This window comes from Bacillus sp. BACIII (genome assembly GCF_057836745.1).
The window spans coordinates 3,182,682-3,207,981 of record NZ_CM174437.1 but is presented as its reverse complement, the minus strand read 5'-3'; the positions used below and the strand labels follow the sequence as shown (position 1 = coordinate 3,207,981).

The 25,300-nt window shown below is 46.9% G+C and carries 26 protein-coding genes, 1 other RNA gene and 1 pseudogene; 22 read left to right on the top strand and 6 right to left on the bottom strand.

Going from position 1 to position 25,300, the window contains the following annotated elements; all coding sequences use genetic code 11:
* Window positions 1-127: 127 nt before the first annotated feature.
* The gene (locus ACXN9U_RS15765; protein ID WP_489201886.1) at window positions 128-1,906 is read left to right on the top strand and encodes a zinc ribbon domain-containing protein; all 1,779 of its coding nucleotides are present in this window, start codon (window positions 128-130) and stop codon (window positions 1,904-1,906) included.
* 40 nt (window positions 1,907-1,946) lie between these two features.
* Here ACXN9U_RS15765 and ACXN9U_RS15760 read toward each other — a convergent pair whose 3' ends face one another.
* Window positions 1,947-2,642 carry a zinc ribbon domain-containing protein gene (locus ACXN9U_RS15760; RefSeq protein ID WP_489201885.1) on the bottom strand — a complete coding sequence of 232 codons (696 nt, stop codon included), beginning with the start codon at window positions 2,640-2,642 and terminating at the stop codon, window positions 1,947-1,949.
* A gap of 413 nt (window positions 2,643-3,055) precedes the next feature.
* Between ACXN9U_RS15760 and ACXN9U_RS15755 the strand changes: the two genes are divergently transcribed.
* The gene (locus ACXN9U_RS15755) at window positions 3,056-3,688 is read left to right on the top strand and encodes an NAAT family transporter (RefSeq protein ID WP_489201884.1); all 633 of its coding nucleotides are present in this window, start codon (window positions 3,056-3,058) and stop codon (window positions 3,686-3,688) included.
* A 21-nt stretch (window positions 3,689-3,709) separates the two neighbouring features.
* Here ACXN9U_RS15755 and ACXN9U_RS15750 read toward each other — a convergent pair whose 3' ends face one another.
* Window positions 3,710-4,267 (bottom strand): GbsR/MarR family transcriptional regulator, encoded by a 558-nt coding sequence (locus tag ACXN9U_RS15750; protein ID WP_188154438.1) that lies wholly within the window; start codon window positions 4,265-4,267, stop codon window positions 3,710-3,712.
* A 260-nt stretch (window positions 4,268-4,527) separates the two neighbouring features.
* On the opposite strand from ACXN9U_RS15750, the gene opuCA reads away from it, so the two are divergent.
* From opuCA to opuCD, 4 genes are read left to right on the top strand one after another with little or no spacing between them, the layout of a single operon-like run.
* Window positions 4,528-5,667 (top strand): osmoprotectant ABC transporter ATP-binding protein OpuCA, encoded by a 1,140-nt coding sequence (gene opuCA / locus ACXN9U_RS15745; RefSeq protein WP_016937896.1) that lies wholly within the window; start codon window positions 4,528-4,530, stop codon window positions 5,665-5,667.
* Window positions 5,668-5,687: 20 nt separating this feature from the next.
* Window positions 5,688-6,341, top strand: a complete 654-nt coding sequence (locus ACXN9U_RS15740) for an ABC transporter permease (protein WP_060964244.1) — start codon at window positions 5,688-5,690, stop codon at window positions 6,339-6,341.
* Between the two features lie 37 nt (window positions 6,342-6,378).
* On the top strand, window positions 6,379-7,272 hold the full coding sequence (gene opuCC / locus ACXN9U_RS15735; protein ID WP_060965105.1) for an osmoprotectant ABC transporter substrate-binding lipoprotein OpuCC: 894 nt from the start codon (window positions 6,379-6,381) through the stop codon (window positions 7,270-7,272).
* Window positions 7,273-7,289: 17 nt separating this feature from the next.
* Window positions 7,290-7,964 carry a glycine betaine/carnitine/choline/choline sulfate ABC transporter permease OpuCD gene (gene opuCD / locus ACXN9U_RS15730; protein ID WP_060964245.1) on the top strand — a complete coding sequence of 225 codons (675 nt, stop codon included), beginning with the start codon at window positions 7,290-7,292 and terminating at the stop codon, window positions 7,962-7,964.
* Window positions 7,965-7,996: 32 nt separating this feature from the next.
* Here the strand turns inward: opuCD and ACXN9U_RS15725 are convergent, their stop codons facing one another.
* A complete protein-coding gene (locus tag ACXN9U_RS15725) occupies window positions 7,997-8,530 on the bottom strand; it encodes a GbsR/MarR family transcriptional regulator (RefSeq protein ID WP_045925941.1) in 534 nt (177 codons plus the stop codon).
* A 285-nt stretch (window positions 8,531-8,815) separates the two neighbouring features.
* Here ACXN9U_RS15725 and ACXN9U_RS15720 point away from each other — a divergent pair, with 285 nt between their 5' ends.
* From ACXN9U_RS15720 to ACXN9U_RS15680, 9 genes are all read left to right on the top strand, one after another.
* Window positions 8,816-9,961, top strand: a complete 1,146-nt coding sequence (locus tag ACXN9U_RS15720; protein WP_489201883.1) for a betaine/proline/choline family ABC transporter ATP-binding protein — start codon at window positions 8,816-8,818, stop codon at window positions 9,959-9,961.
* Window positions 9,962-9,977: 16 nt separating this feature from the next.
* Complete coding sequence (locus ACXN9U_RS15715; protein WP_489201882.1) at window positions 9,978-10,631, top strand: ABC transporter permease; 654 nt, start codon at window positions 9,978-9,980, stop codon at window positions 10,629-10,631.
* A gap of 62 nt (window positions 10,632-10,693) precedes the next feature.
* Entirely contained in the window at window positions 10,694-11,563 is an 870-nt protein-coding gene (locus ACXN9U_RS15710) for an osmoprotectant ABC transporter substrate-binding protein (RefSeq protein ID WP_201025266.1), read from the top strand.
* A gap of 18 nt (window positions 11,564-11,581) precedes the next feature.
* Complete coding sequence (locus ACXN9U_RS15705; protein ID WP_045925945.1) at window positions 11,582-12,259, top strand: ABC transporter permease; 678 nt, start codon at window positions 11,582-11,584, stop codon at window positions 12,257-12,259.
* Window positions 12,260-12,369: 110 nt separating this feature from the next.
* Window positions 12,370-13,083: a lantibiotic protection ABC transporter ATP-binding protein gene (locus tag ACXN9U_RS15700; protein ID WP_172869912.1), complete on the top strand. Its 714-nt coding sequence runs from the start codon at window positions 12,370-12,372 to the stop codon at window positions 13,081-13,083.
* Window positions 13,080-13,814: a lantibiotic immunity ABC transporter MutE/EpiE family permease subunit gene (locus ACXN9U_RS15695; protein WP_172869914.1), complete on the top strand. Its 735-nt coding sequence runs from the start codon at window positions 13,080-13,082 to the stop codon at window positions 13,812-13,814. The genes ACXN9U_RS15700 and ACXN9U_RS15695 overlap by 4 nt, the downstream gene beginning before the upstream one ends.
* The gene (locus ACXN9U_RS15690) at window positions 13,811-14,587 is read left to right on the top strand and encodes a lantibiotic immunity ABC transporter MutG family permease subunit (protein WP_489201881.1); all 777 of its coding nucleotides are present in this window, start codon (window positions 13,811-13,813) and stop codon (window positions 14,585-14,587) included. Before ACXN9U_RS15695 ends, ACXN9U_RS15690 begins: the two co-directional genes overlap by 4 nt.
* Before the next feature lie 21 nt (window positions 14,588-14,608).
* Window positions 14,609-15,271 (top strand): response regulator transcription factor, encoded by a 663-nt coding sequence (locus tag ACXN9U_RS15685; RefSeq protein ID WP_016937907.1) that lies wholly within the window; start codon window positions 14,609-14,611, stop codon window positions 15,269-15,271.
* A complete protein-coding gene (locus tag ACXN9U_RS15680; protein WP_060964251.1) occupies window positions 15,262-16,665 on the top strand; it encodes a sensor histidine kinase in 1,404 nt (467 codons plus the stop codon). The genes ACXN9U_RS15685 and ACXN9U_RS15680 overlap by 10 nt, the downstream gene beginning before the upstream one ends.
* An 84-nt stretch (window positions 16,666-16,749) precedes the next feature.
* Here the strand turns inward: ACXN9U_RS15680 and catR are convergent, their stop codons facing one another.
* The 3 genes from catR to rghR all read right to left on the bottom strand — a co-directional run bounded on the left by catR (window position 16,750) and on the right by rghR (window position 18,014).
* Complete coding sequence (catR, locus tag ACXN9U_RS15675) at window positions 16,750-17,067, bottom strand: catDE operon transcriptional regulator CatR (RefSeq protein ID WP_016937909.1); 318 nt, start codon at window positions 17,065-17,067, stop codon at window positions 16,750-16,752.
* 80 nt (window positions 17,068-17,147) lie between these two features.
* Window positions 17,148-17,579: a helix-turn-helix domain-containing protein gene (locus ACXN9U_RS15670; protein WP_016937910.1), complete on the bottom strand. Its 432-nt coding sequence runs from the start codon at window positions 17,577-17,579 to the stop codon at window positions 17,148-17,150.
* A gap of 24 nt (window positions 17,580-17,603) precedes the next feature.
* Window positions 17,604-18,014 (bottom strand): transcriptional repressor RghR, encoded by a 411-nt coding sequence (gene rghR, locus ACXN9U_RS15665; protein WP_016937911.1) that lies wholly within the window; start codon window positions 18,012-18,014, stop codon window positions 17,604-17,606.
* Between the two features lie 195 nt (window positions 18,015-18,209).
* Here rghR and ACXN9U_RS15660 point away from each other — a divergent pair, with 195 nt between their 5' ends.
* The 7 genes and pseudogenes from ACXN9U_RS15660 (at window position 18,210) to ACXN9U_RS15630 (ending at window position 25,300) form a co-directional block, all read left to right on the top strand.
* Window positions 18,210-18,398 (top strand): helix-turn-helix domain-containing protein, encoded by a 189-nt coding sequence (locus tag ACXN9U_RS15660; protein WP_101605598.1) that lies wholly within the window; start codon window positions 18,210-18,212, stop codon window positions 18,396-18,398.
* A gap of 121 nt (window positions 18,399-18,519) precedes the next feature.
* A complete protein-coding gene (gene secG, locus ACXN9U_RS15655; RefSeq protein WP_013353627.1) occupies window positions 18,520-18,750 on the top strand; it encodes a preprotein translocase subunit SecG in 231 nt (76 codons plus the stop codon).
* A gap of 118 nt (window positions 18,751-18,868) precedes the next feature.
* Window positions 18,869-19,609 (top strand): alpha/beta hydrolase, encoded by a 741-nt coding sequence (locus ACXN9U_RS15650; protein ID WP_016937913.1) that lies wholly within the window; start codon window positions 18,869-18,871, stop codon window positions 19,607-19,609.
* A gap of 18 nt (window positions 19,610-19,627) precedes the next feature.
* Window positions 19,628-21,961: a ribonuclease R gene (gene rnr / locus ACXN9U_RS15645; RefSeq protein ID WP_060964252.1), complete on the top strand. Its 2,334-nt coding sequence runs from the start codon at window positions 19,628-19,630 to the stop codon at window positions 21,959-21,961.
* 139 nt (window positions 21,962-22,100) lie between these two features.
* The gene (smpB, locus tag ACXN9U_RS15640; protein WP_003151688.1) at window positions 22,101-22,571 is read left to right on the top strand and encodes an SsrA-binding protein; all 471 of its coding nucleotides are present in this window, start codon (window positions 22,101-22,103) and stop codon (window positions 22,569-22,571) included.
* A gap of 167 nt (window positions 22,572-22,738) precedes the next feature.
* Window positions 22,739-23,101, top strand: a transfer-messenger RNA (tmRNA) gene (gene ssrA, locus ACXN9U_RS15635).
* 1,048 nt (window positions 23,102-24,149) lie between these two features.
* A pseudogene (locus ACXN9U_RS15630) lies at window positions 24,150-25,300 on the top strand (IS3 family transposase).

The following is a 25,300-nucleotide window of genomic DNA, read 5'->3' as shown; positions in this document are numbered from 1 at the left end:
TTTCTCCTCCTTCATTGTGATCAGCAGCTATTTTTTCAAAATAACTCCAAAATCATTCTACTTTATTATAAAATATGAAACATAGGAAAAGTTATACAAGTTTTGCAGATTGAATAGGGGGAAAGTCATGTTTTTTTGTAAATATTGCGGCCGACAGAATAATGAAGAGGCGCATTTCTGTAAAGAATGCGGAAAGCCGATTGGGAAAGGAAGCCGGCTGGAGCGGCAGGCGGCTGAATCCGCATCACAGCCGAGAAAGCCGATCCCTAGAAAAACGCTCTTCCTATGGGGAGGCATCGCCGCAGCGCTGATCTTATTGATTGCCGCATATAAAACCGGAGCCTGGCTGACATCTGAAAAAAGGCTCACGGATCAATTCGAACAGGCGGTTCATGACGGGGATACGAAAAAGCTCGCAGCCCTTCTCACCCCTTCAGACAAAAAATTGAAGCTGAATGAGACCAATGTCAAACCGCTCCTTGCATACGCAAAGAAACACGGTGAACTGCTGGAATCGCTTCGCGGCCATTCATCTGAAAAAGATGCGGTATACGTCAAAAAAGAGGGAAAAACCCTTCTCTTGTTCGACCATTATGAACTGAAAGTCGATCCGGTTTATTTCCGCGTCACCAGCAATTATAAAGGCGCCGATCTTTATATCAACAGCGAGAAAACCGGTACGGTCAAAAAAGCCGATGAAGCCCAAACATTCGGCCCGTATGCACCCGGTGTCTATACGGCGGAAGCCAAGCTTCAAAATGACACGGTTGACGTTGTCAAAAAGCAAGAGGCGGAGGCGGCCGGAAGCCGGAATGTTGAGTTTGACCTGCCGTTAGACGCCGAGGATGTGACGTTCACTCCGGCAGACAGCTTCAAAAACGCGAAAGGCGATCTGCTGATAAACGGCAAGTCCGTCCATAAAGACCCTTTTAAGTCCGTTACATACGGCCCGCTCTTAACTGACGGCTCCATGACAGCCGCCGTGGAGGCTGATTTTCCTTGGGGGGAAACAAAAACTGCCGATGTTCCGATCAATGGCACTGACATGGAACTAACGCTAATTCCCGATCAAGATACACAAAAAACAATCATGGACACGATTGTCAAAACAACGAAGCAGTATACAAAAGCCATGGCAGACGGAAATACGGATCAGATGACCGAGGCTGGTTCAGCGTGGAAGGAGCAGACGAAAGAAGTGGTTTCCGGCATGAAGAGTTCCGGCACTTTTTTGAAGGATCAGTATAAAGAGACAAGCTTTGATCTGGACTCATTTGCGATTTCACAAGAGAACGGCCGCTGGCAAGTAACTGTTACAGGTAAAGAGCTTCATGAGTCTGCTTATTTCGACAGGAATACGAAGCCAGATATGGAAGAGGCTGAACCGAGCTTTCATTATGTACTGTCATATGATACAAAGCATAAAAAATGGGTTTTTGAAAAAGCTGATCCAGCCTCAGATTCTTCTGGGGCAAATGTGAAAAAAATAAAAAACGACCAGCCGAAAACCTACACATCCGCATGGACGTCATCCAAAGGAAAGGCAGCTTCAGGCAGCCTCACGAATGAACAAGTCACATCGTTTATGGCTGATTACCTGACAAACCAATCAAGCGCCGTCAGCCTGAACAATTTCGCCATCATGGCGGGCAATTTGGAAGAGGGAAGCCCTTTGTATGCTGATCAGCAAAAACTGGTTAAAAAACTATACGGCGAGGGAACGACAGAAGTATTTAATGAAGTGAATGTCAAAAGCTTTTCGCAGAACGGCTCCCATCTGACGATTCATACGTATGAGGAGTTTTATATTACGAAAGCCGGCGGCAGTCCGAAGCTCAGAACATACAATTGGACGTATGGCGGCGTTGTGAAAGACGGAAGAATTTATTTAACATCCATTCAATAAAAAAATCCCCGCGCCAATCAGGCGGCGGGGGTTTTCGTTTTTAAAAGAAAAAATAATTCATAAGTTCTTTTGTGTAATGCTTGATCGTGAATTGAAACGTTATGCAAATGATGAAATAGATGACGATAACAGCATAAGTGATATCCGCTTTAGCCGTGAGCTGATGCTGGTAGCTCGCCAGCATGAGCGGAGGCACGGCAAACGCCGCTCCTAATAGACCGACAGCCAGAACGGTAAAGCAAACGGTTGTGTGCATCAGCATAAAAATGAGTGCAAGAAGCAAAATAGCCGTAAACGGAATCAAAAACGCCCCGAATCTGGACAGCGAATCTTTAAATGACACCTGCGCGCCGCCGGCCTTCAACGCGATAAAAATCAAGAGATACAGGCAGAATACACATATGGCAAAGGTAAGCGCCGGTTTGATCACAACCGCGGTAAAACTGACGTCACGAAAGCCGTCTGATAAGAGAATATACATCATAATCGGCGTCACCAGACAGAAAAGCACCATGTTGATTATGCTGCTGACAAGCTGTTCACCGCCTGTCGTTTTGCATGTCTGATACGGTTTCTTTAATACATTAAGCACGAATAAGGCAAATTGCTTTGAAGCCTGTTTAGCAGCAGCGCCGGCCTGCATTTGGCCTGAACCGGTCTGGTTGGGCTGGGGCGCACCGCATTTTTCACAAAACTTTCCGCCATCTGTATGATGGCCGCATTGAGGACAATACATTCTAAAACTCCTTTTACATGTAATATAGGGATTTTGTTCAATATTTACATTATAAAAGAAAATAGGACGGATGTAACGGAGATTTCTAAAGATATACAATTCACTTTCTCTATTATTTGATAATAGAGAAAAAGTACCCATTATGGTAGAATTTTTAACGAGAGTATTGATTCAGGGTGATAGAGGAAATTAACAGATGCTAAAAAAATTAAAAATGCTTTATCGGCTGTTGAAATTCGGAAAAGGCTTATGGAGATAGCAAACGGAAAAAACCGTCCTGTAAGGGCGGTTTTTTTCTGTTTCCGGATCGGCAGGCTGATTTTACAAGAAGCAGGCACCGGGGTAAAAATCATGCATAAGAAACAGCGGAAAACAAAACATAAATCACAACGGCAAGTCATAAGGAGGTACGCATGTTTTCATTTATCATTCATGTCTTCATTTCCCTGTTTGCAGTGTCCAACCCCATCGGAAACGTGCCGATTTTTCTTTCACTGACAGAGGGCTGCCCGGAGAAAGAACGGACAGCGATCGCGCGCAAGGCGTCCGTGCTGTCGTTTATCATCTTGGCGGCATTTTTAATCTTCGGCCATCTGATCTTTAAACTGTTTGACATTAATATTCATGCCTTGCGTATCGCGGGCGGCATTTTTATTTTCGGCATCGCTTATAATCTTTTGAACGCGAAACAATCACATGTACAGTCCCTTCATCATGAAGAGAAAGGGGAAAGCAAGGAGAAAGCGGATATTTCCGTGACGCCTCTGTCGATCCCGATTATCGCCGGTCCCGGAACGATTGCGACGGTAATGAGTCTGTCGGCCGGACACGGCGGCATCTTCCATTACATCAGCGTGCTGATCGGTATTGCGGCCGTCATCGCGATGACGTTCATCTTCTTTCACTATTCTTCTTTCATCAGCAATAGGCTCGGGAAAACCGAAATGAACGTGATTACCCGGCTGATGGGTTTGATTTTGGCGGTAGTGGCGATCGGCATGATCGGCGCCGGTCTGAAAGGCATGTTCCCGATATTGGTTTCCTGACTTAAAAAAAGCAGCGCCCGGTTATCTGCGGGCGCTGCTTTTTTCTATTTTCGGCACATGCTGAAACACTTCTTCACTCTCAAAAAATTCTATCAAACGGCTCAGCCAGTCATAATAATGGAGCCAGTCCGTCAGTTCGTCCAAAAGCTGACGGGCTTTTTCTTCAATTTCGGGACTGAGGTTTTCCGATTCCAGAAGCTCAGTCAGCTCACGGTTCAGCTTCTTATACAGCATTTTATTTTTGCTGACCGCCTTTGTCCAATTTGCCGTAAACAGGGAGATGAACGTCTGGTAATAATCACGCTCCACGTCGTAAAGGTCTTTCCGAACGCCTTTTTCAAACACTTTTTCAGCCAGATTGGCATCGGTCATCTCGCGGACCACCTGGCTCATCCTCGTTTTGCTCATGCCGGTCGCCTCTGACAGCTCATTTAACGTCATCGGCTTTCGGTTCATATAAATAATACCGAGCACACGCCCCAGTGTGGCCGGCATTCCGAATGTATGCATATTCTCGGCGATTCTCTCAATGAGATGCTCTTCAGCTTGACCGATGATATCAAGAGCGTTTTTTTCCACGGCTGATCATCCCTTCACTGGCTTTTCATGCTGACAATATATCATATTTTTTACAGTTGTTGAAAAAGATGATGCGGCAGGATATGCGAGCTATCCGGAGCGATTGTAAGAACGTCCCCGTTGTCAGCAGGATAACATCAAATAATACGTATATTATATGTAATTTCAACACATTGTAAACTTTTTATTTTATAAACTTCATCTTATAATAAAGATTATACTTTTCAGAAAAATAACGGAATCCTTCGGAGGTGCACGGATTGCTGAGATTAGAAAATGTATCAAAAATCTATAAAGGCGGAAAAAAAGCCGTCAACAGCATTGATTTAAATATCGAAAAAGGCGAGTTTATTTGTTTTATCGGGCCGAGCGGCTGCGGAAAAACAACGACGATGAAAATGATTAACAGACTGATTGAGCCGTCATCAGGAAAGATTTTTATCGATGGCGAAAATATCATGGAGCAGGACCCCGTGGAGCTGAGACGGAAAATCGGCTACGTCATTCAGCAGATCGGACTTTTCCCCCACATGACCATTCAGCAGAACATTTCCCTCGTGCCGAAACTGCTGAAATGGCCGGAACAAAAGCGGAAGGAACGGGCGCGGGAGCTTTTAAAGCTCGTCGATATGGGCCCGGAATATTTAGACCGCTATCCTCACGAGCTGAGCGGCGGACAGCAGCAGAGAATCGGCGTGCTGCGCGCCCTGGCAGCGGAACCCCCCCTTATTCTCATGGATGAACCGTTCGGAGCGCTTGATCCGATTACACGTGATTCGCTTCAGGAAGAATTCAAAAAACTGCAAAGAACACTGAATAAAACGATTGTGTTTGTCACCCACGACATGGATGAAGCCATTAAGCTGGCTGACCGGATCGTCATTTTAAAAGCGGGAGAGATCGTTCAGGCCGGCACTCCTGATGACATCCTCCGAAATCCGGCTAATGAGTTTGTCGAAGAATTTATCGGCAAAGAACGGTTATTGCAATCAAGACCTGACATTGAACGCGTCGAGCAGATGATGAACAAAAAGCCTGTCACCGTTACGGCGGACAAAACGCTTTCGCAGGCGATACAGGTGATGCGGGAGCACCGTGTCGATTCCCTGCTTGTCGTTGATGACCTGAATGTGCTGCAAGGATATGTGGATGTCGAAATCATTGATCAGAACCGGAAAAAAGCGAGCCTCGTCGGCGACGTGCTCCGCTCTGATCTGTATACGGTCGAACAGGGGACGCTGCTCCGCGATACCGTACGCAAAATTTTAAAGCGCGGAATGAAATACGTACCCGTCGTTGATGAACAAAGGCATTTGGTCGGGATTGTCACGAGAGCGAGCCTTGTCGACATCGTTTACGATTCAATCTGGGGCGAGGAAGACCAGCTGGTGACAGGCTGACAAGGGGAGGAACGCTTACAATGAATGAAATGATCAAGTTTTTGCAGACGAACGGCGGAGAGCTGTTATATAAAACGTGGGAGCATTTATATATTTCAATCATCGCCGTCATATTAGGCATTCTCGTCGCCGTTCCGCTCGGAGTGGCGCTGGCGAGAATGAAAAAGGGCGCAGGCGCCGTCATCGGCGCCGTCAACATTGTGCAGACCTTGCCGAGCCTCGCGATACTGGCATTCTTTATCCCGCTGTTAGGGGTGGGAAAGCTGCCGGCGATCGTCGCGCTGTTTTTCTATTCAGTGCTGCCGATTCTCCGGAACACGTACACCGGCATTCAAGGCGTAAACAAAAATCTGCTGGAATCGGGAAAAGGCATCGGGATGACGGTCTGGGAGCAGATCAGGCTTGTGGAACTGCCGCTTGCGGTTCCGGTGATCATGGCGGGCATCCGCACATCCACCATTTATCTGATCGGCTGGGCGACGCTTGCTTCTTTTATCGGGGGCGGCGGGCTCGGAGACTATATTTTTATCGGCCTGAACCTCTATCAGCCTGAATATATTATCGGCGGCGCCGTGCCTGTCACCATTTTAGCCATTATCATTGATTATCTGCTAGCGGCGACGGAACGGAAGGTGACGCCGAAAGGGCTGAAAGGACTGAAGGAAGTATCATAAGGAGTTGGCTGTTTTGAAAAGAAACCTAAAGAGATGGATGTGCGCGCTGGCGCTGTCGGCTGCTCTGCTTGTAGGCGGCTGTTCCCTTCCCGGGCTGAGCGGGGCTTCCGATGATACGATTAAAATCGGGGCGCAAAGCATGACGGAATCAGAAATTATCGCCAATATGCTCGCACAGATGATTGAGCACAATACAGATTTGAATACGGCATTAATTAAAAACCTCGGATCAAACTATGTCCAGCAGCAGGCGATGCTCGGCGGTGAAATCGATATCGCCGCGACGCGCTACTCGGGAACTGACTTAACGAGCACCCTCGGCATGGAAGCGGAAAAAGATCCGAAAAAAGCATTATCCATCGTGCAGAAAGAATTTGAGAAACGCTTCCATTACAAATGGTTTGATTCTTACGGGTTTGAAAACACATACGCTTTTACCGTCACGAAAGAGCTTGCGGAAAAAGACCATTTAGACAAAGTATCAGATATTAAGAAGTATGCGGATCAATTTAAGCTCGGTGTAGATAATGCGTGGCTGAAACGAAAAGGCGACGGCTATAAGGGCTTCACCGATACGTACGGCTTTGAATTCGGCACAACCTATCCGATGCAGATCGGACTTGTATACGATGCCGTGAAAAACGGGAAAATGGATGCCGTCCTCGCTTATTCAACGGACGGACGGATTAAAGCATACGATCTGAAAATTTTAAAAGACGACAAGCAGTTTTTCCCGCCGTATGACTGTTCACCGGTCATCCCCGACAGCGTGCTGAAACAGCATCCGGAACTGAAAGGCATTGTGAATAAACTGATCGGCAAAATTGATACGCAAACGATGCAGGAATTGAATTACGAGGTGGACGGCAAGCTGAAAGAACCGTCCGTCGTCGCTAAAGAATTTTTGGAGAAACATCATTATTTTGAATAAGAAATGAGGTGGGGCAAATGGAAGTGCTGCAGCAGCTCGGCACTTATTATTCTCAAAACGGCGCCTATGTGCTTCAGGAGTTTTACCGCCATTTTCTCATGTCGGTATACGGCGTTTTATTTGCGGCGATCGTTGGGATTCCGCTCGGCATCTTCATTGCCAGATACAGAACATTAAGCGGCTGGGTATTCGCGGTGACAAACGTGATTCAGACCGTGCCGGCGCTTGCGATGCTCGCGGTGCTGATGCTTGTCATGGGGCTCGGCGCCAATACGGTGATTTTGTCGCTGTTTTTATATTCGCTTCTTCCGATCATCCGGAATACGTACACGGGAATCGCCAGCATTGAACATGCTTATCTTGAATCGGGAAAAGCGATGGGCATGACCAAATTTCAAGTGCTTCGCATGGTGGAATTGCCGCTTGCGCTCTCCGTCATTATGGCGGGGCTGCGGACGGCGCTCGTCATCGCAATCGGCATTACGGCAATCGGTACGTTTGTCGGCGCCGGCGGACTCGGTGACATTATTGTCAGGGGCTCAAACGCCACGAACGGAACCGCGATTATTTTAGCCGGCGCTATCCCGACAGCGCTGATGGCCGTTATCGCAGATCTTGTGATGGCGTGGCTGGAGCGGGCGCTGAGTCCGGGGAGAAAGAAAAAACGATCCAAAGCGCCAAATGCGGCATGAAAAAAACGCCTTGCGGGTCAGGGCGTTTTTTCTTATGGCTTCGGAACATGCTTGAAAATTTCTTCGCTTTCGAAAAACTCGATCAGGCGGCTGATCCAATTGTAGTAATCAAGCCAATCCTTTAATTCTTTCAGCAGTTCATTGATTTTTTCCTCAGCTTCCTCCGGCACGCCGTTTTCAAGAACGGCCGTCAGTTCGCGGTTCAGCTTTTTATGCATCATCTTATTTTTGCTGACGACCTTGCTCCATGTGGCCGTAAACAGCGTAATAAAGGTTTGGTAATAATCCTGCTCGACGTCGTATAAATCTTTGCGGACGCCTTTTTCAAACACTTTTTCCGCCAGATTGACGTCAAGCATTTCACGGACGGCCTGGCTCATTCTCGTTTTGCTCATGCCGGTCGCTTCTGATAATTCAGTTAAGGTCATCGGCTTGCGGTTCATATAAATAATGCCTAAAATGCGTCCCACCGTCGCGGGCATCCCGAATGTATGCATATTTTCAGCGATTCGTTCTATTAAATGATCTTCGGCTTGTTCGATTATGTGTAACGGATCTTTCTCCAACAGTTTCAATCCTTTCAGTCAGCAATTCCGATGTCAATATACCATATTTTTAAACCGGCGGAAATGCTCTTCCGAGAGAATTTGGCAGTAATTCGGAGCAATAAGAAGAACTTTGCCGGTCAATACGGGTAAATCAGTGCTTACACAACCTTTATATATAATATGGACAAATTGTAAACTTTTTTATTTATAAAGTTTAATTTATAATGGGAAACATTCAATTGCCTGAAAAGTTAAATACAAATTTAACGAATTGAATAAACTTAATCATGGAGGTGTGAGTGTTTGCTGACATTAGAAAATGTCTCGAAAACGTATAAAGGCGGAAAAAAAGCCGTCAACAGCATCAACCTGAATATCGCTAAGGGCGAATTTATTTGTTTTATCGGACCGAGCGGCTGCGGGAAAACGACGACGATGAAAATGATCAACCGCTTAATTGAACCGACAGAAGGCAGAATCCTGATAGAGGGCCGAAACATTATGGAACAAGACCCGGTGGAACTCAGAAGAAGCATCGGTTATGTCATTCAGCAGATCGGGCTGTTTCCGCATATGACCATTCAGCAGAACATTACCCTCGTTCCGAAACTTTTAAAACATCCTGCAAAAGAACGGAAGGAACGGGCGCGGGAGCTTTTAAAGCTCGTTGATATGGGGCCTGAATATTTAGACCGTTACCCTCATGAACTGAGCGGAGGACAGCAGCAGCGAATAGGTGTATTACGGGCACTTGCCGCAGAGCCGCCGCTTATCTTAATGGATGAACCGTTCGGGGCGCTTGACCCGATTACGAGGGATTCCCTTCAGGAAGAATTTAAAAAACTGCAAAAAACCTTACATAAAACCATCGTATTTGTTACCCATGATATGGACGAAGCCATCAAACTTGCGGACAGAATCGTCATTCTGAAAGCGGGAGAAATCGTCCAAGCCGGAACGCCTGATGACATTCTCAGATTTCCGGCGAATGAATTTGTCGAGGAGTTTATCGGCAAAGAACGGCTGATTCAATCATCCAGCCCTGATATTGAACGGGTGGAGCAGATCATGAATTCCGCTCCTGTGACGGTAACACCTGAGAAAACGCTGTCAGCCGCCATTCAGCTGATGCGCGCCGAGCGGGTGGATTCGCTGCTCGTCATCGATGAGAAGAATATTCTCCAAGGTTATGTCGATGTGGAAATGATTGACCGCAAACGAAGACAGGCGGCAACCGTCGCGGAAGTGCTTGAGCGCGATCTATACACGGTCAGAAGCGGCACCCTGCTTCGCGACGCCGTCCATAAAATTTTAAAAAGAGGCATGAAATTTGTGCCCGTCATTGATGAAGCCGGCCGTTTAACGGGAATCGTGACAAGGGCAAGCCTCGTTGACATCGTCTATGACTCCATTTGGGGAGAAGAGAAAGAGCTCGCGGTGATGTCATGAGGGGGCTTCAATTGATATGAATCAGACCGTGCAATTTTTACAGGCAAATGGAGGAGAGATGCTTTATAAAACATGGGAGCACTTGTACATCTCATTAATCGCCGTCATGGCGGGCATTCTCGCCGCCGTTCCGCTCGGCGTCCTGCTGACGAGGATGAAAAGAGGCGCCGGCACAGTCATCGGCATCGTCAATATCATCCAAACTTTGCCGAGCCTTGCCATTCTCGCATTTTTTATTCCGCTTTTAGGCGTGGGAAAGGTCCCGGCCATTGCGGCGCTGTTTTTCTATTCCGTGCTGCCGATTCTCAGAAACACGTATACGGGAATCCTCGGTGTCAACCGGCATCTTCTTGAATCGGGAAAAGGAATCGGCATGACCGCATGGGAGCAGATCGGGCTTGTAGAGCTCCCGCTTGCCGCCCCGGTCATCATGGCGGGTATCCGGACGTCTGCGATTTATTTGATCGGCTGGGCGACGCTCGCTTCCTTTATCGGCGGAGGCGGGCTGGGAGATTACATTTTTATCGGCTTGAACCTTTATCAGCCGGAGTATATTATCGCAGGCGCCGTTCCGGTCACGATGTTAGCGGCCGCCGTCGACTGCATGCTCGGGATGACAGAACGGAAAGTTACGCCTGACGGGCTGAAGGACATAAAAAATGCTTCATAAGGAGGAAGTCTCTCGTGGGGAATAGATGCAAAAAACGGCTGCTCGCATTCGCCTGTATCGGCATGCTGCTCCTTGGCGGCTGTTCGCTTCCGGGATTGAGCGCCGCGTCGGAGGATACCATCAAAATCGGGGCGCAAAGCATGACCGAATCAGAAATCATCGCGAGCATGCTCGGACAGATGATTGAACATCACAGCGATTTGAAAACAACCGTTATTAAAAATCTCGGCTCCAACGCCGTACAGCAGCAATCCTTGATCAACGGTGATATTGATATCGCCGCGACGCGCTATACGGGGGACGCGCTGACGGGCACGCTTCGCATGGAGCCGAAAAAAGACCCGGACAAAGCGCTGCGGCTCGTTCAGCGTGAATTTCAAAACAGATATGACATGAAATGGTTTGATTCTTACGGCTTTGATAATACATACGTCTTTACCGTTTCCGGACAGCTTGCCCGCAAATACCATTTAGAAACGGTATCCGATGTCAAAAAAGAAGCGTCTCATCTGAAATTCGGCGTTGATAACTATTGGATGAAGCTCAGAGGCAACGGATATCAGGATTTTATGAACACATACGGAATGTCATTTGAAGGCACGTATCCGATGCAGATCGGCCTCGTTTACGACGCGCTGAAAAGCAGAAAGATGGATATCGCGCTCGCTTATTCCACCGACGGAAGAATCATTGCTTACGGACTGAAAACACTGAAGGATGATAAGCGGTTCTTTCCTCCGTACGACTGTTCACCCGTCGTTCCGAAACGTGTATTAAACGAGCATCCTGAGCTGGAAGGCGTGATCAATCAAATGATCGGCGCGATTGATACAAAGATGATGCAGAAAATGAATTACGAAGTCGACGGCCAATTAAAAGAGCCTTCCGTCGTGGCAAAGGAATTTTTAGAAAAGCATCATTACTTTGAATAACGGAAAGGAGATATGCGGATGGACACGCTGAAAGAGCTGTTTACGTATTACGCTCAAAACGGCAGCTATGTTCTGTATGAGTGCTGGCGGCATTTTCTCATGTCGGCGTACGGCGTCGTTTTCGCCGCCGTTTTCGCCATTCCGGCCGGCATTGTGACAGCGAGGCACGGGCGTCTTTCAAGCTGGGTGTTTGCTGTGGCGAACGTGATTCAAACCGTTCCGGCGCTTGCGATGCTCGCCGTCCTGATGCTTGTCATGGGACTTGGCGCCAATACGGTCATCACGGCTTTGTTTCTGTATTCACTGCTGCCGATTCTCAGGAATACGCACACGGGCATTATTAATATTGAGCACGCTTATCTTGAGTCGGGAAAAGCGATGGGCATGACGAAATATCAAGTGCTTCGCATGGTGGAGCTGCCGCTTGCGCTTTCCGTCATTATGGCGGGTCTTCGAACGGCGCTCGTCATTGCGATCGGCATCACGGCAATCGGCACCTTCGTCGGCGCAGGCGGCCTCGGGGATATGATCGTCAGAGGCTCGAACGCGACAAACGGAACCGCCATTATTCTTTCGGGCGCCATTCCGACCGCGCTGATGGCGGTAGCCGCAGACCTGCTGATGGCGTGGCTGGAACGAGCCCTCAGCCCTGTGAAAAAACAAAAAAGAAAGCTGATCGTACGCTCAGCCTCATAAAAAAAAGCATTCTTCCGCGTGAAGAATGCTTTTTTTGATTTCTTGATTAAATTTTGATAACTGCGCTGTAAAGTCTTACATATCAAATAACAAAGCAGAGGGGTAATCATATGAGCAACATCTTAGAAACGAGACAGCTGCAAAAATCATTCGGCAGACACCAGGCAGTGGCTGATGTGTCTCTATCGGTTAAGCGCAACAGTATATACGGCCTGCTCGGTCCGAACGGCGCCGGAAAATCAACGACTCTTAAAATATTGACCGGCATCTTGCAGCAAACATCCGGCGAGGTTTTGTTCGACGGGCATCCATGGAAGCGCGAAGATTTGAAAAAGATCAGTTCCCTGATTGAAGCGCCGCCGCTTTACAGCAACCTGACAGCCGCTGAAAATCTGAAAGTCCGCTGCGTGATGCTCGGGCTTCCTGATTCAAGAATTGCGGAGGTGCTGGAAATCACGGGATTAACGGGAACCGGAAAAAAGCGCGCCGGCCAATTTTCCATGGGAATGAAACAGCGTCTCGGCATTGCGTTGGCATTAGTCAACCGTCCGTCGCTCTTAATTCTTGACGAGCCGACAAACGGATTGGACCCGATGGGGATTCAGGATTTGCGGGAATTTATCCGCTCCCTGCCCGGACAGGGAATGACGGTGATTTTATCAAGCCACCTGTTATCTGAAGTCGAGCAGATCGCAGACCATATCGGAATCATCAGTGACGGTGTTTTGGGATATCAAGGAGAAATCAGCCGGGAAGACGATCTGGAGCAGCTGTTTCTGGAGGTAGTCAAATCAACACGGGAGAAAGCGGGGACAGGAAAATGATTCAGTACATGCAGGCGGAACACCTTACATCTAAAAGAACATTTATCAGAAAGCTGATCATTCTGATTCCGCTTCTGAACACAGCTTTTTCTTTTCTGCTGAATACGGCCTATTTTATGACGGGCACGTTCAATTGGTGGGCGGTTATTTTTATGCCGCTCATGATTGCTCTAATGTGCGGTTTATCTGTTAAAAAAGAGAAAAAATCTGCGATTGACCGCGCGGTGTACTCATTGCCGGCAGACTTAAAAAGCATATGGCTCTCAAAAATAAGCTTGATCGCGCTGTATTCACTTCTGTCGCAAATCGTCTTTTTCATCATCATATTTTTACTAGGCCTTGTGTTTCCGGGAATTGCTGCGCTGCAGCTGAAAGGCGTTGAAGCGGGCTCCCTTTTATGGCTGACGACGCTTTGGGAAATCCCATTGTGCTTATGGATTGCCAGACAGTTCGGATTTACGGCAGTCATTCTCGCGAATCTGATCGCCGCTTTTGTTTTGGGTATTGTGCCGGCGTCCGGTTCATTGTGGTGGCTGAGTCCGTGGAGCTGGTCAGTCCGGGTGATGTCACCGATTCTCGGGATCCATCCGAACGGAATTCCGCTTCCCGCAGACAGCGGCTTATTAAACGGAAATGTGATCTTTCCGGCTATTATTCTTTCTATCCTTTCTTTTATCGCAATAAGTTTGATTTCCGCCGTGCCTTTTGCAAAAGGGGGAAACCGGTCATGACCATGCTTTTCAGATCTATGTGGGCCGATGTATTAAAAATGAAGCGCACGCCGCTCATATGGATGCATGCGGCGGCGCCGGCCGTATGCGCGGGATTTTTCCTGTTGTACCTGTTGTATATGTATGGAAGGATTCAGGAACCTTATGTGCTGTACAACGTCTTTTTCAGCGCGATTGCCGTTTTCTACCCTTTAATCATCAGTATTGTCTGCGGCATGTCTGCCTCCGTCGAGGAACAGGGTCATTTTCAGATGATGCTGGCGGTTCCGCATTCGAAAATCGTCAGTTTTGCGGGCAAGCTGCTTCTATTGCTGCTGTTGAATGTGTTATCGATAGGTCTTGCCATCTGTCTTTATTTGGCGGGGATGAAATGTATTCTTCACATCAATGACCTTCCGTACTTTCTCTTTTTAAAGGGAGGGGCGTGGCTGATTGCCGGCAGTATTCCGCTTTATATGATGTCTTTTTTTGTCGGTATAAAGTACGGCATGGGACCGTCCGGGCTTTTAGGGGGAGCGGGTTTATTAATGGCGGCGCTGATGAATACAGGATTGGGCGATGTCATCTGGCGTTTTTTCCCGTGGGCATGGAGCGTGCGGCTGTCGGGCCTTGCAGGACTGCTGCATTTTGACAAAGTCAAAAAAGAGTTCCTCCCATATGTGAGATACGATATGAGATTCGGAGAAATAATGTTATATTTTTCTATAGTGATATTATGTCTGGCCGGCCTCCATTGGTGCAGAAGATGGGAAGGGCGGCGTTCATATGAATAAAGGCAAGGAGCGATTCGGCCGGTGGCAAACATTTTAGCGGTAGATGATGAAAAAGATATTCTCGTTCTGATCAGAAACATTTTACAGCGTGATCAGCATACAGTAACGATTCTGGAAAAAGCGGAAGATCAGTCATTGGATTTTTTTCAAGGCTATGATTTGATTCTTCTTGATGTCATGATGCCCGGAACCGACGGGATTGAACTCTGCCGGAGGATTCGGCCGCTGGTGGACAGCCCGATCCTGTTTTTAACGGCAAAATCTGACGAAGAATCCATTGTGAAAGGCCTCATGACAGGCGCTGATGATTACATCACAAAGCCGTTCGGCGTACAGGAATTGATGGCAAGGGTAAACGCGCATGTCAGAAGGGAACAGCGGGAAAAGCGTCAGACAAAACGTCTGATATCAGGCTTCATGTTTGATTTTGACAATAAAGAAGTATGGTTTGATGACCGGAAGCTGCCTCTTACGAAAAACGAATATAAAATCGTAGAATTTCTGGCACAGCATAAAAACAGAACATTCTCACGGGAGCAGATTTACGAGGAAGTGTACGGCTTGGACGGCGATGCGCTCTATTCAACCATTACGGAGTTTATCAGAACCATCCGGAAAAAATGTAAAGAACACGGGGCTGATCCGATCAAAACGGTGTGGGGTGTCGGATACAAATGGGAATAGCAAAAGGAAAATCCAGCATCCGCAAAGAGCTTGTCAAATTTACCATCACGCTGTGTCTGAGCACGATGGGGGTGGCGGCATTATGCGTCGCCTTAAATGCCATTGCCCTGAATGCCGGAGCGATCCTGCCGGCAAATTACAGCGAGCATGAGGCGGAACAGATCAAGCCCCGCCTGAAATCGGCGGAAAAGATAACAGAAGACATGATCCCCGACGGTATGACATACGCCGTTTTTGATAAAAAAACAAAGCGGATGACGAAAGGAACGATGACGGAAAAAGACGCGGCCAACGCCAGAAAAAAGATCCAGCACCAGCCGTATTTTAATTATGCTCAAAAAGGTTTCATGGTGGTTGATCGGAAAAATGAATACGGCGTTCTTCAATATTCACTCAGGTCGGAATTTCAGTCGCCGCTGCTAAGGCGCTATCTGCCGAATTATGAATGGACGGGTCTTGCGGTTCTGATCACTTTGCTTCTTTTAACCGTGTTTATCGTGACGACGCGATTCGCCAATCAGCTGAGACGGCATTTCAGCACACTCAGCTCCATTACGGCAAGCATTCAAAAACAGAATTTAAATATCAATCCAAAAAGGCCGCGCATCAAGGAATTTGACGATGTCATTGACTCTCTGCTGAAAATGAAAGACGCGCTTCAGGCATCTCTGGCGGCGCAATGGGAGGCGGAGCGGATAAAGAAGGAACAGATCGGCGCGCTTGCGCATGATATTAAAATTCCGGCAACGATCATTAAAGGAAATGCCGAGCTGCTTCAGTTAACAGAACCAGATGAGGAGCAGACGGAATACACGCAGTATATCCTTGATGCCGGAAACAAAATCGAGCAATATGTCGGGCAGCTGATTCAGCTTTCTAAAGCGGAGGAGGCAGTTGCCGTTCATCTGGAGTATACCGATCTCAAAGAGTGGGCTCAAAACATATATCGTGACGCGGCGGCGCTTGCGGGGCCGAAACAGATTGACCTCGTCCTCAGTGAGCGGGGCATTGACCGAAAAGAAGCGCCGATTGATCAAGAACTGCTCCGCAGGGCGGTTATGAATATCGCGGCGAATGCCGTCGACTATACGCCGGAAAGAGGAGAAATCCGTGTGGACGTCCTATGCACCGATACCGCACTCAGTATTGCCGTATCCGACAGCGGAAGCGGGTTCTCGCAGGAAGCGCTGAAAAGGGCGACACAGCTTTTTTACACGGAGGATAAAAGCAGACATTCGGCGGGGCATCACGGCATGGGGCTTACATTCGCCCATCATGTCGTACATCTTCACCACGGCGAATTAATACTTGAAAATCAAGAGTCTGGAGGAGCCCGTGCGGAAATCCGAATTCCGCTGGAAGGTATCAGACAAAAACAAGCCCTGCAGGCATGAGGGCTTGTTTTCCTGTTTAAGAAAGGCAAAATGAAAAACGGCTGTCCGTTTGAGAGATCAGCCGCTTATGCGGAAAAGCGTTTATCAGGAAGGATCAATCCATGTTGAAGACCACTTGGAAATTTCCTCTAAAATAGGGGCTAATGCACAGCCTTTTTTCGTTAAAGAATACTCAATACGGACAGGCGTTTCGGGGATAACATCCCGTTTGATGACACCTTCTGTTTCAAGTTCTTTCAGACGTTCTGACAAGACTCTTCCGCTTAAATTCGGAAGCGCCGCTTCAATTTCGCTAAATCGCTGCTGTCCGTTCAATAACTGAAAGACGATTAGAGCCACCCAGCGTTTACTTAGGATGTCGACCGCTTTTTCGAATCTGGGGCACATTTCTGATTGGTTCATGCTTTTTCACCTCGTCTTCTGCTATTATACCGCAAAATCGGAGGGAACGTACGTCTGGCGCTTGTTAAGTTGAGGGAGGATCAAAAAGAGGATGAGGAATCCGGGGAGCGCTTTTTCGCTTCAGCCGCGATAAAATCAAAGTATTTGCTGACGCTTTCAATATCTTCCTTTGTGAAGTGCTGCCACTTTTTGCTGTCAAACAGCGGCAGATGCTCCGCGCCTCTGTCAACGGCGGTCTGATAGATGGCGCGGATGGATTGATAGCTTTCGGATGTTTCGCGGATTTCCTCCTGAAACGCCTTGATGTGTCCGGCCCGCGCCATTAACTCTTCGTACGGAATTTTTAATGTGTCCGCCAATTTCTTGATGGTCGCCGGTTTAGGAATGCCGCGGTGCCCGTTTTCAATTCTGGAAATGGTCGCCGAGCTGACGCCGGAATAGACGGCAAGCTGATTGACGGTAAGCTTCCGGGCGCGGCGCAGCTCTCTTAATTGCTTTCCGAATGTATTCAATAAGATCGCCTCACATGTGCAAAGTCATGAGTCTTCATTTTTTCTTTTTTTGGCTTCAGCTGACAAGAACGCAAAGTATTTATCAAGCAGAACCAAGTCTTCTTTCGACAGGTGCCGCCAGTTCTCCCGCTCCAAAAGTGATAAATCATCCAGCTCATACGTTTCGGCTTTTTCCAGCAAGGTGCACCCTGTGTCGTATGGGGCTCTCGTTTCCTGAACGGTCTCTATGTATCCCGCCGTCTGCATCAGTTCCTCATACGGGATTTTTAACGCATCTGCGAGCTTTTTAATGGTTGCAGGTTTCGGCACCCCGCGTTTGCCGTTTTCAATCCGCGAGATTCCCGCGGCGCTGACGCCTGAATACGTTGCCAGCTGGTTCACTGTCAGATGCCGTTTTTCCCGCAATGTCCGTAATTGTTTCCCGAAGCTTTCCACAGTCTCTCCCCCTCCCGCGGCCTATTTATATTCTAGTATGTTTATTGACTAAAGGGAATAGTCAGGCTGGAAAAGTATTGACAAAAGTTAACAAAAGCCGTATCTTATGTATAAGAAAGAAAGTATTTGACAGAACGGAAGGTGAAGAAAGTGGTCGAAAAGATACAGATCAGAAGAGATTATGTGCTGCAGTATATGGTCAATAATGACTACTCGTTAAACCAGCTCGCCCTGGAGATCGGAATATCTCCCGCCACACTGAGCCGTGTACTGAATGGAGAGCGGAGGCCGGGCCAGCTGGTCATCGGAAAGATGCTCTATTACTTTGACATGAAGTTTGAAGATCTTTTTTACTACGATTTTGTTGACAAAAGTCAACAGTGATGAAAGATTCAAATTGCATTTCCGTTTTTCTGACATGATGTGCACCGATACGGCGTGACATGCCTTTGCTTTTCATGTAAAATAGAAGCAATGTAGGCCAGTCAGTCTGGAGGTGTATGGGATGCACACTTTATTGATTACCTTATTGGTTATCGTCAGTATTGCACTTATTATTGTCGTATTGCTTCAATCCAGCAAAAGCGCCGGTTTATCGGGTGCGATTTCAGGCGGGGCGGAGCAGCTTTTCGGAAAACAGAAAGCAAGGGGCCTTGATCTGATTCTTCACCGCACAACCGTTGTGCTGGCAGTCTTGTTTTTCGTGTTGACGATTTCGCTGGCGTATATCGTATAAGGCAATGTTTGTATAAGGTCTGATTTAATATCAGGCCTTTTTCTTGTTGAGAGACGGCGTTTGTTTCTCGCAAAACTGTGGAAAACTAAATTGAATGTGCAAAAAAGGGGTTATGAGCATGAAAATTGTGACACCAAAACCATTTACATTTAAAGGCGGAGACAAGGCGGTGCTTCTGCTGCACGGGTTTACGGGAAATACGGCAGACGTCAGAATGCTCGGCCGCTACTTGAATGAGCGCGGCTACACTTGTCACGCGCCTCAATATAAAGGGCACGGCGTTCCGCCGGAAGAGCTGGTACATACGGGGCCTGAAGATTGGTGGAAAGACGTCATGGACGGGTATGAATATTTACAATCTGAAGGCTATGAAAACATTGCGGCCTGCGGACTGTCGCTTGGCGGGGTTTTTTCATTGAAATTGGGTTACACTGTACCCATAAAGGGAATTGTTCCTATGTGTGCGCCGATGCACATTAAAAGTGAAGAGGTTATGTACGAAGGAGTTCTCTCCTACGCGCGCAATTATAAAAAATTCGAAGGAAAACAGCCGGAGCAGATTGAAAAGGAAATGAAGGAGTTTGAAAAAACGCCGATGAATACGCTCAAATCGCTTCAGGAGCTGATTGCCGATGTGCGCAAAAACGTCGACATGATCTATTCCCCGACATTTGTGGTTCAGGCACGGCATGACCATATGATTAACACAGACAGTGCAGACATCATTTACAACGAGGTGGAAACGGACGACAAACAGCTGAAATGGTATGAAGAGTCAGGCCATGTCATTACGCTGGACAAAGAACGGGACCTCGTTCATCAGGATGTGTACGAATTTTTAGAGAAACTCGATTGGTAACAAACAGGAGGTCGGATAATGGAAAAAGAAGCGTTTATGGACCGTCTTCTCGCGTTTATGAAGGAAGAGGCGTACAAGCCCCTTACCGTTCAGGAACTTGAGGAGATGCTGAACATCACGGAAGCCGAAGAATTTAAAGAGCTGGTAAAAGCGCTGGTGGCGCTCGAGGAGACCGGACAGATCGTCCGCACCAGAAGCAACCGCTACGGGCTTCCGGAAAAAATGAATTTAGTAAAAGGAAAAATTTCCGCGCATGCAAAGGGATTCGCGTTTCTCTTGCCGGAGGATACCTCTTTAAGCGATGTGTTTATTCCGCCGAATGAGCTGAATACAGCTATGAACGGCGATATCGTCATGGTGCGGCTCAATTCCCAGTCAAGCGGATCGAGACAGGAAGGCACGGTCATCCGCATCCTGGAAAGAAGCATCGACCGCGTTGTGGGCACATACACAGAAACGAAAAGCTTCGGCTTTGTCATCCCGGATGATAAGAAAATCACGAGTGATATTTTTATTCCGAAACATGCCAATAACGGCGCTGCGGAAGGCCATAAAGTCGTCGTCAAATTGACAAGCTACCCTGAAGGCAGAATGAACGCCGAAGGAGAAATCGTTGAAATACTCGGCCATAAAAATGATCCGGGCATCGATATTTTATCCATCATCCATAAGCACGGCCTGCCGGGAGATTTTCCGGCTGAAGCGATGGAGCAGGCAACAAGCACGCCGGATACCATCGATGAAAAAGACATCAAAGACCGCCGTGATCTCCGCGATCAGGTCATTGTCACCATTGACGGGGCGGATGCGAAGGATCTGGATGACGCCGTCACTGTAACAAAGCTTGATAACGGCAGCTACAAGCTCGGCGTCCATATTGCCGATGTCAGCCATTACGTCACGGAGAATTCCCCGATTGATAAAGAAGCGCTGGAAAGAGGGACAAGCGTGTACTTGGTTGACCGGGTCATTCCGATGATCCCGCACAGACTGTCTAACGGAATCTGTTCTTTAAATCCGAAGGTCGACCGCCTGACGCTTTCCTGCGAAATGACAATCAACCAGCAGGGACAGGTGACAGAGCACGAGATCTTCCAAAGCGTCATTAAAACGACGGAAAGAATGACCTATTCAGATGTCAACCGGATTCTCACAGAAGACGACGCCGAGCTGAAAGAAAGGTATGAGCCGCTCGTCCCGATGTTCAAAGACATGGAACGTCTGGCGGAAATTCTCCGGGCGAAACGGATGGACCGCGGCGCCGTGGATTTTGATTTCAAAGAGGCGAAGGTGCTCGTCGATGAGGAAGGCGCCGTAAAAGACGTCGTCATCAGAGAGCGCTCAGTAGCGGAAAAGCTGATTGAAGAATTCATGCTTGTGGCAAACGAAACGGTTGCCGAGCACTTCCATTGGATGAACGTGCCGTTTATTTACCGGATTCACGAAGAGCCGAACGCCGAAAAACTGCAAAAGTTCCTAGAGTTCGTCACCACATTCGGTTATATCGTCAAAGGGAAAGCCGGAGACATTCATCCGCGCGCGCTGCAAAGCATTCTTGACGAAGTGCGGGACCGTCCGGAAGAAACGGTGATTTCAACCGTCATGCTCCGTTCCATGAAGCAGGCGAAATACGATCCGCACAGCTTGGGCCATTTCGGGCTGGCGACTGAATTTTATACACACTTCACATCGCCGATCCGCCGTTATCCTGACTTAATCGTTCACAGGCTGATCAGAACGTATTTGATCAACGGACAATCGGACGAAGCGACTCAGGAAAAGTGGGCCGAACGCCTTCCGGAAATCGCTGACCATACGTCAACGATGGAACGGCGCGCCGTTGATGCAGAGCGGGAAACGGACGATCTGAAAAAAGCGGAATATATGCTTGATAAAATCGGCGAGGAATTTGACGGCATGATCAGTTCCGTCACGAACTTCGGAATGTTCGTCGAGCTGCCGAATACGATTGAAGGGCTTGTGCACGTCAGCTTTATGACGGATGATTATTACCGTTTTGACGAGCAGCATTTCGCCATGATCGGCGAACGCACGGGCAACGTTTACCGGATCGGAGACGAAATCACGGTCAAAGTCGTCGACGTTAATAAAGACGAGAGAAACATCGACTTTGAAATTGTCGGCATGAAAGGCACCCGCCGTCCGAGAGAAACAACAGGCGACCGCAGAAAACGAGGCAGACCGGCGCGGAAACGCGTGTTAAACAGCAATACCCCGGCTTCACCGCCGAAATCGGAGGAAAAAGGGGAATGGTTTACAAAACCGAAGAAGAAAAAGAAAAAACGCGGTTTCCAAAACGCGCCGAAACAAAAACGCAAAAAGAAGAAGTAAATGCGAAAAGCAAATGGGGCAAAATGCTCTGTTTGCTTTCTTTCGCAAGCCGCATTTTCATTGTCGCGGAACGCTCCATTTGCTAAAATAAAGCGTATCGCACACATGAACGGTTTTTGCGGAGAGAGGAGGATAAGGCATGCCAAAAGGATCAGGCAAAGTATTATCACAAAACAAAAAAGCAAACCATGATTACTTTATAGAAGAAACCTATGAAACAGGCATCGTGCTGCAGGGGACGGAGATTAAGTCCATCCGCGCCGGCCGCGTAAACATGAAGGATTCCTTTGCGAAAATCGAGCGCGGCGAAGTGTTCCTCCACAATATGCACATCAGCCCGTACGAGCAGGGAAACCGCTATAACCACGACCCGCTCCGGACGAGAAAGCTTTTGATGCACAGGAAAGAAATCAATAAGCTGATCGGCCTGACGAAAGAAAAAGGCTATTCCCTCGTGCCGCTGAAGCTGTATTTGAAAAACGGCTTTGCCAAAGTGTTAATCGGCCTCGGAAAAGGGAAGAAAACATACGATAAACGCGAAGATTTAAAACGAAAAGACGCCAAAAGAGAAATCGAAAGAGCGTTCAGAGACAGACAAAAAGGCTTCTGATGCCTGAGCCTTGATGTGATGACTGCCCTATGCTATACTGTTCACACATCAGATTCACAGGCTGTTTATTGAAGATATTTCCAATTGAATTTGTCTGTGATCATGATATAATAACAGTACAGCCAGTTGAGCAAGAGCTTGATAAATCTCCCGTATACCCTTAACAAGGGGACGTTACGGATTCGACAGGGATGGATCGAGCTTGAGCTGCGAGCCGAGAGGCGATCTCGTTAACACGCACCTAAATATAACTGGCAAAACTAAAAGTTTTAACCAAAACTTAGCACTAGCTGCCTAATAAACGCAGCGAGCTCTTCCTGACATTGCCTATGTGTCCGTGAAGAGCACATCCAAGTAGGCTACGCTTACGTTCCCGTCTGAGAACGTAAGAAGAGACTGACAGACTAGCTCTCGGAAGGCCCGCCCGCAGGCACGAAGACGAGTGAAACACGAAATATGCAGGCTACGCTCGTAGACGCTTAAGTAATCGATGTTTCTGGACGTGGGTTCGACTCCCACCGTCTCCATACATAACGCCGAAACCGCAGTGTTATCAAGGCTTTCAAAGCTTTCGATGGCACTGCGGTAACATTTTGGCAACACTTTTTAAAATTCTTCGTTTTCTCCCTTTGTGCTGAAAGGAAGATGGCTTTCGTTTTAATGCCATACCTCCTCATATCTAATTTCCTGCCGGTACATTTTAATTTCCCTTACTACTTATTCAATACTTTAAAGGATAATCTAAAAGATGATTTTTCTGTGCTGTATGTTTGCTTTATCTTATCATTTTGTATTATCCGCTTTTTCATATTTTGACAAATATTAAGTTGTCCAGGAAATACAGTAAAGAATAGAGATAAAGCCAACAGAATGACTATGCTCTTTGTCTGCCTGTTTTCAGAATGAGATGAAAGGTAGTATTGAATTGCGGAGTATTTTCTTCAGTCTCGTACATGGTTCTTCTGTTTAGATTTTAAATGAAATTGTTTTCCGCATAGAAAATGTTTCGGTTTATACTTGAAGTTAGTGAAGAGTATTAGCTATTTCGGGAATTACATACAATATAAACTAGGATTAATTCATGTTATCATTGTTTTATGGGAGGTGACGACATGAGTAAGATGAAGAAGGCTCAATGTACCAACCTAAACGAAAGATTAAGCACTTAACTACCAATAAGTATTTTTGATGAGCGCGGAAAAAATTTATAGTAAGGATTGAAAAGATTAAAGAATAGGGAGGGCAGATCATTGTTTTTTAAAACTAGTAGAAATACGGATGAAAAGAGCACTAATATAGCTTTCTATTCTTCATTCATCTATTGGTCAGGTTTTTTATTGATAAATAGTATCCTTGATTTTTTTAACAAGGGTTTAAAGATAAATTCACTTTTGTTATTAATATCAGGCTTAATAGTTTTTTTTGTTAGTGAATTTATATCAAGAAGTATCAGAAAAATAAAAAATAAAAAAGTGTGAGCGAAAGGGACTGACCCCATAATATGAGACAAACAAAAAACACCTTCAAGTTTGAAAACGGATCGTTGTTATCCGAAATTAGACTTGGAGGTGTTTTTCTATGATGGCAAGAGTGAGTTATCCGGTTGAAGTCAAACAGAAGGCTGTAGAAATGAGATTGGCGGGCGTGCCTGTGAAGGAGATCATGCAGGAATTGAATATAAAGAATAAGACGCAGGTGCAGACATGGGTCAGGTGGTATAAAGCTGGGGATACACATCGATTCGAACAACCTGTCGGAAAGCAATATTCTTATGGAAAAGGTCCAGAGTATTCTTCCGAATTAGAGAAACTGCAGGCAGAAAATCGTTATCTGAGACAACAGAATGAAGTGTTAAAAAAGTACAACGAATTGGAAAGGAAGCTGATAGCGAAACGCCAGTCGAGCTTGTAGAAGCATTGCGCGGCACAATGACCATAAAGGATATCTGTATTCATTTAGGTATCTCACGAGCATCTTATTATCGTTGGAAGAAGAAGTTGATGAAAGATAACCCTAAATACCATTTAGAAAAACAAATCGGCACGTTGTGCCGAGAACACAAGTATCGATATGGCTATCGGAAAATCACAGCCATATTAAAAAAGGGAATGCGTATGAATCATAAAACGGTTCAGCGCATTATGCAGAAGAATCAGTGGCAATGCCGGGTTAAGGTGAAAAAGCGTAAGAAGAATGGGCAGCCATATGCCGTGGCCGAGAATATATTGGATCGAAACTTTCAGTCTGATCGCCCTCTGGAAAAGCTAGTAACGGATATCACATATTTGCCTTATGGGCAGAAACAATTGTATCTTTCCAGTATACTGGATTTATACAATTGAGAAGTGATTGCTTTTACGATTGGCGATAGACAGGACACAGACTTTGTCTTACACACACTTGATCAGCTGCCTGCACTGCCAGAGAACTGCGTGTTACATAGTGACCAAGGTTCTGTTTATACATCTTATGAGTATCAGAAAGCTGTTAAAACAAAAGGCATTACCATGAGCATGTCCCGCAAAGGGACGCCCGCTGATAATGCCTCCATCGAATCGTTTCATTCCTCACTAAAGTCTGAAACGTTCTACCTCGACAGGTTGGAAAGCACTACGACGACCATCGTAGAACAAACTGTCGAAACCTATATACACTATTATAACAACATTCGTATTCAAACGAAACTAAACAACCAGCCGCCGGTCACATACCGACAGCTGGCTGCTTAA

Coding starts and splice junctions, on each gene's coding strand:
- ACXN9U_RS15765 (WP_489201886.1), top strand. CDS start 128: ATGTTTTTTTGTAAATATTGCGGCCGACAGAATAATGAAGAGGCGCAT.
- ACXN9U_RS15760 (WP_489201885.1), bottom strand. CDS start 2,642: ATGTATTGTCCTCAATGCGGCCATCATACAGATGGCGGAAAGTTTTGT.
- ACXN9U_RS15755 (WP_489201884.1), top strand. CDS start 3,056: ATGTTTTCATTTATCATTCATGTCTTCATTTCCCTGTTTGCAGTGTCC.
- ACXN9U_RS15740 (WP_060964244.1), top strand. CDS start 5,688: ATGAATGAAATGATCAAGTTTTTGCAGACGAACGGCGGAGAGCTGTTA.
- opuCC (WP_060965105.1), top strand. CDS start 6,379: ATGTGCGCGCTGGCGCTGTCGGCTGCTCTGCTTGTAGGCGGCTGTTCC.
- opuCD (WP_060964245.1), top strand. CDS start 7,290: ATGGAAGTGCTGCAGCAGCTCGGCACTTATTATTCTCAAAACGGCGCC.
- ACXN9U_RS15715 (WP_489201882.1), top strand. CDS start 9,978: ATGAATCAGACCGTGCAATTTTTACAGGCAAATGGAGGAGAGATGCTT.
- ACXN9U_RS15710 (WP_201025266.1), top strand. CDS start 10,694: ATGCTGCTCCTTGGCGGCTGTTCGCTTCCGGGATTGAGCGCCGCGTCG.
- ACXN9U_RS15705 (WP_045925945.1), top strand. CDS start 11,582: ATGGACACGCTGAAAGAGCTGTTTACGTATTACGCTCAAAACGGCAGC.
- ACXN9U_RS15700 (WP_172869912.1), top strand. CDS start 12,370: ATGAGCAACATCTTAGAAACGAGACAGCTGCAAAAATCATTCGGCAGA.
- ACXN9U_RS15695 (WP_172869914.1), top strand. CDS start 13,080: ATGATTCAGTACATGCAGGCGGAACACCTTACATCTAAAAGAACATTT.
- ACXN9U_RS15690 (WP_489201881.1), top strand. CDS start 13,811: ATGACCATGCTTTTCAGATCTATGTGGGCCGATGTATTAAAAATGAAG.
- ACXN9U_RS15680 (WP_060964251.1), top strand. CDS start 15,262: ATGGGAATAGCAAAAGGAAAATCCAGCATCCGCAAAGAGCTTGTCAAA.
- catR (WP_016937909.1), bottom strand. CDS start 17,067: ATGAACCAATCAGAAATGTGCCCCAGATTCGAAAAAGCGGTCGACATC.
- ACXN9U_RS15660 (WP_101605598.1), top strand. CDS start 18,210: ATGGTCAATAATGACTACTCGTTAAACCAGCTCGCCCTGGAGATCGGA.
- secG (WP_013353627.1), top strand. CDS start 18,520: ATGCACACTTTATTGATTACCTTATTGGTTATCGTCAGTATTGCACTT.
- ACXN9U_RS15650 (WP_016937913.1), top strand. CDS start 18,869: ATGAAAATTGTGACACCAAAACCATTTACATTTAAAGGCGGAGACAAG.
- rnr (WP_060964252.1), top strand. CDS start 19,628: ATGGAAAAAGAAGCGTTTATGGACCGTCTTCTCGCGTTTATGAAGGAA.
- smpB (WP_003151688.1), top strand. CDS start 22,101: ATGCCAAAAGGATCAGGCAAAGTATTATCACAAAACAAAAAAGCAAAC.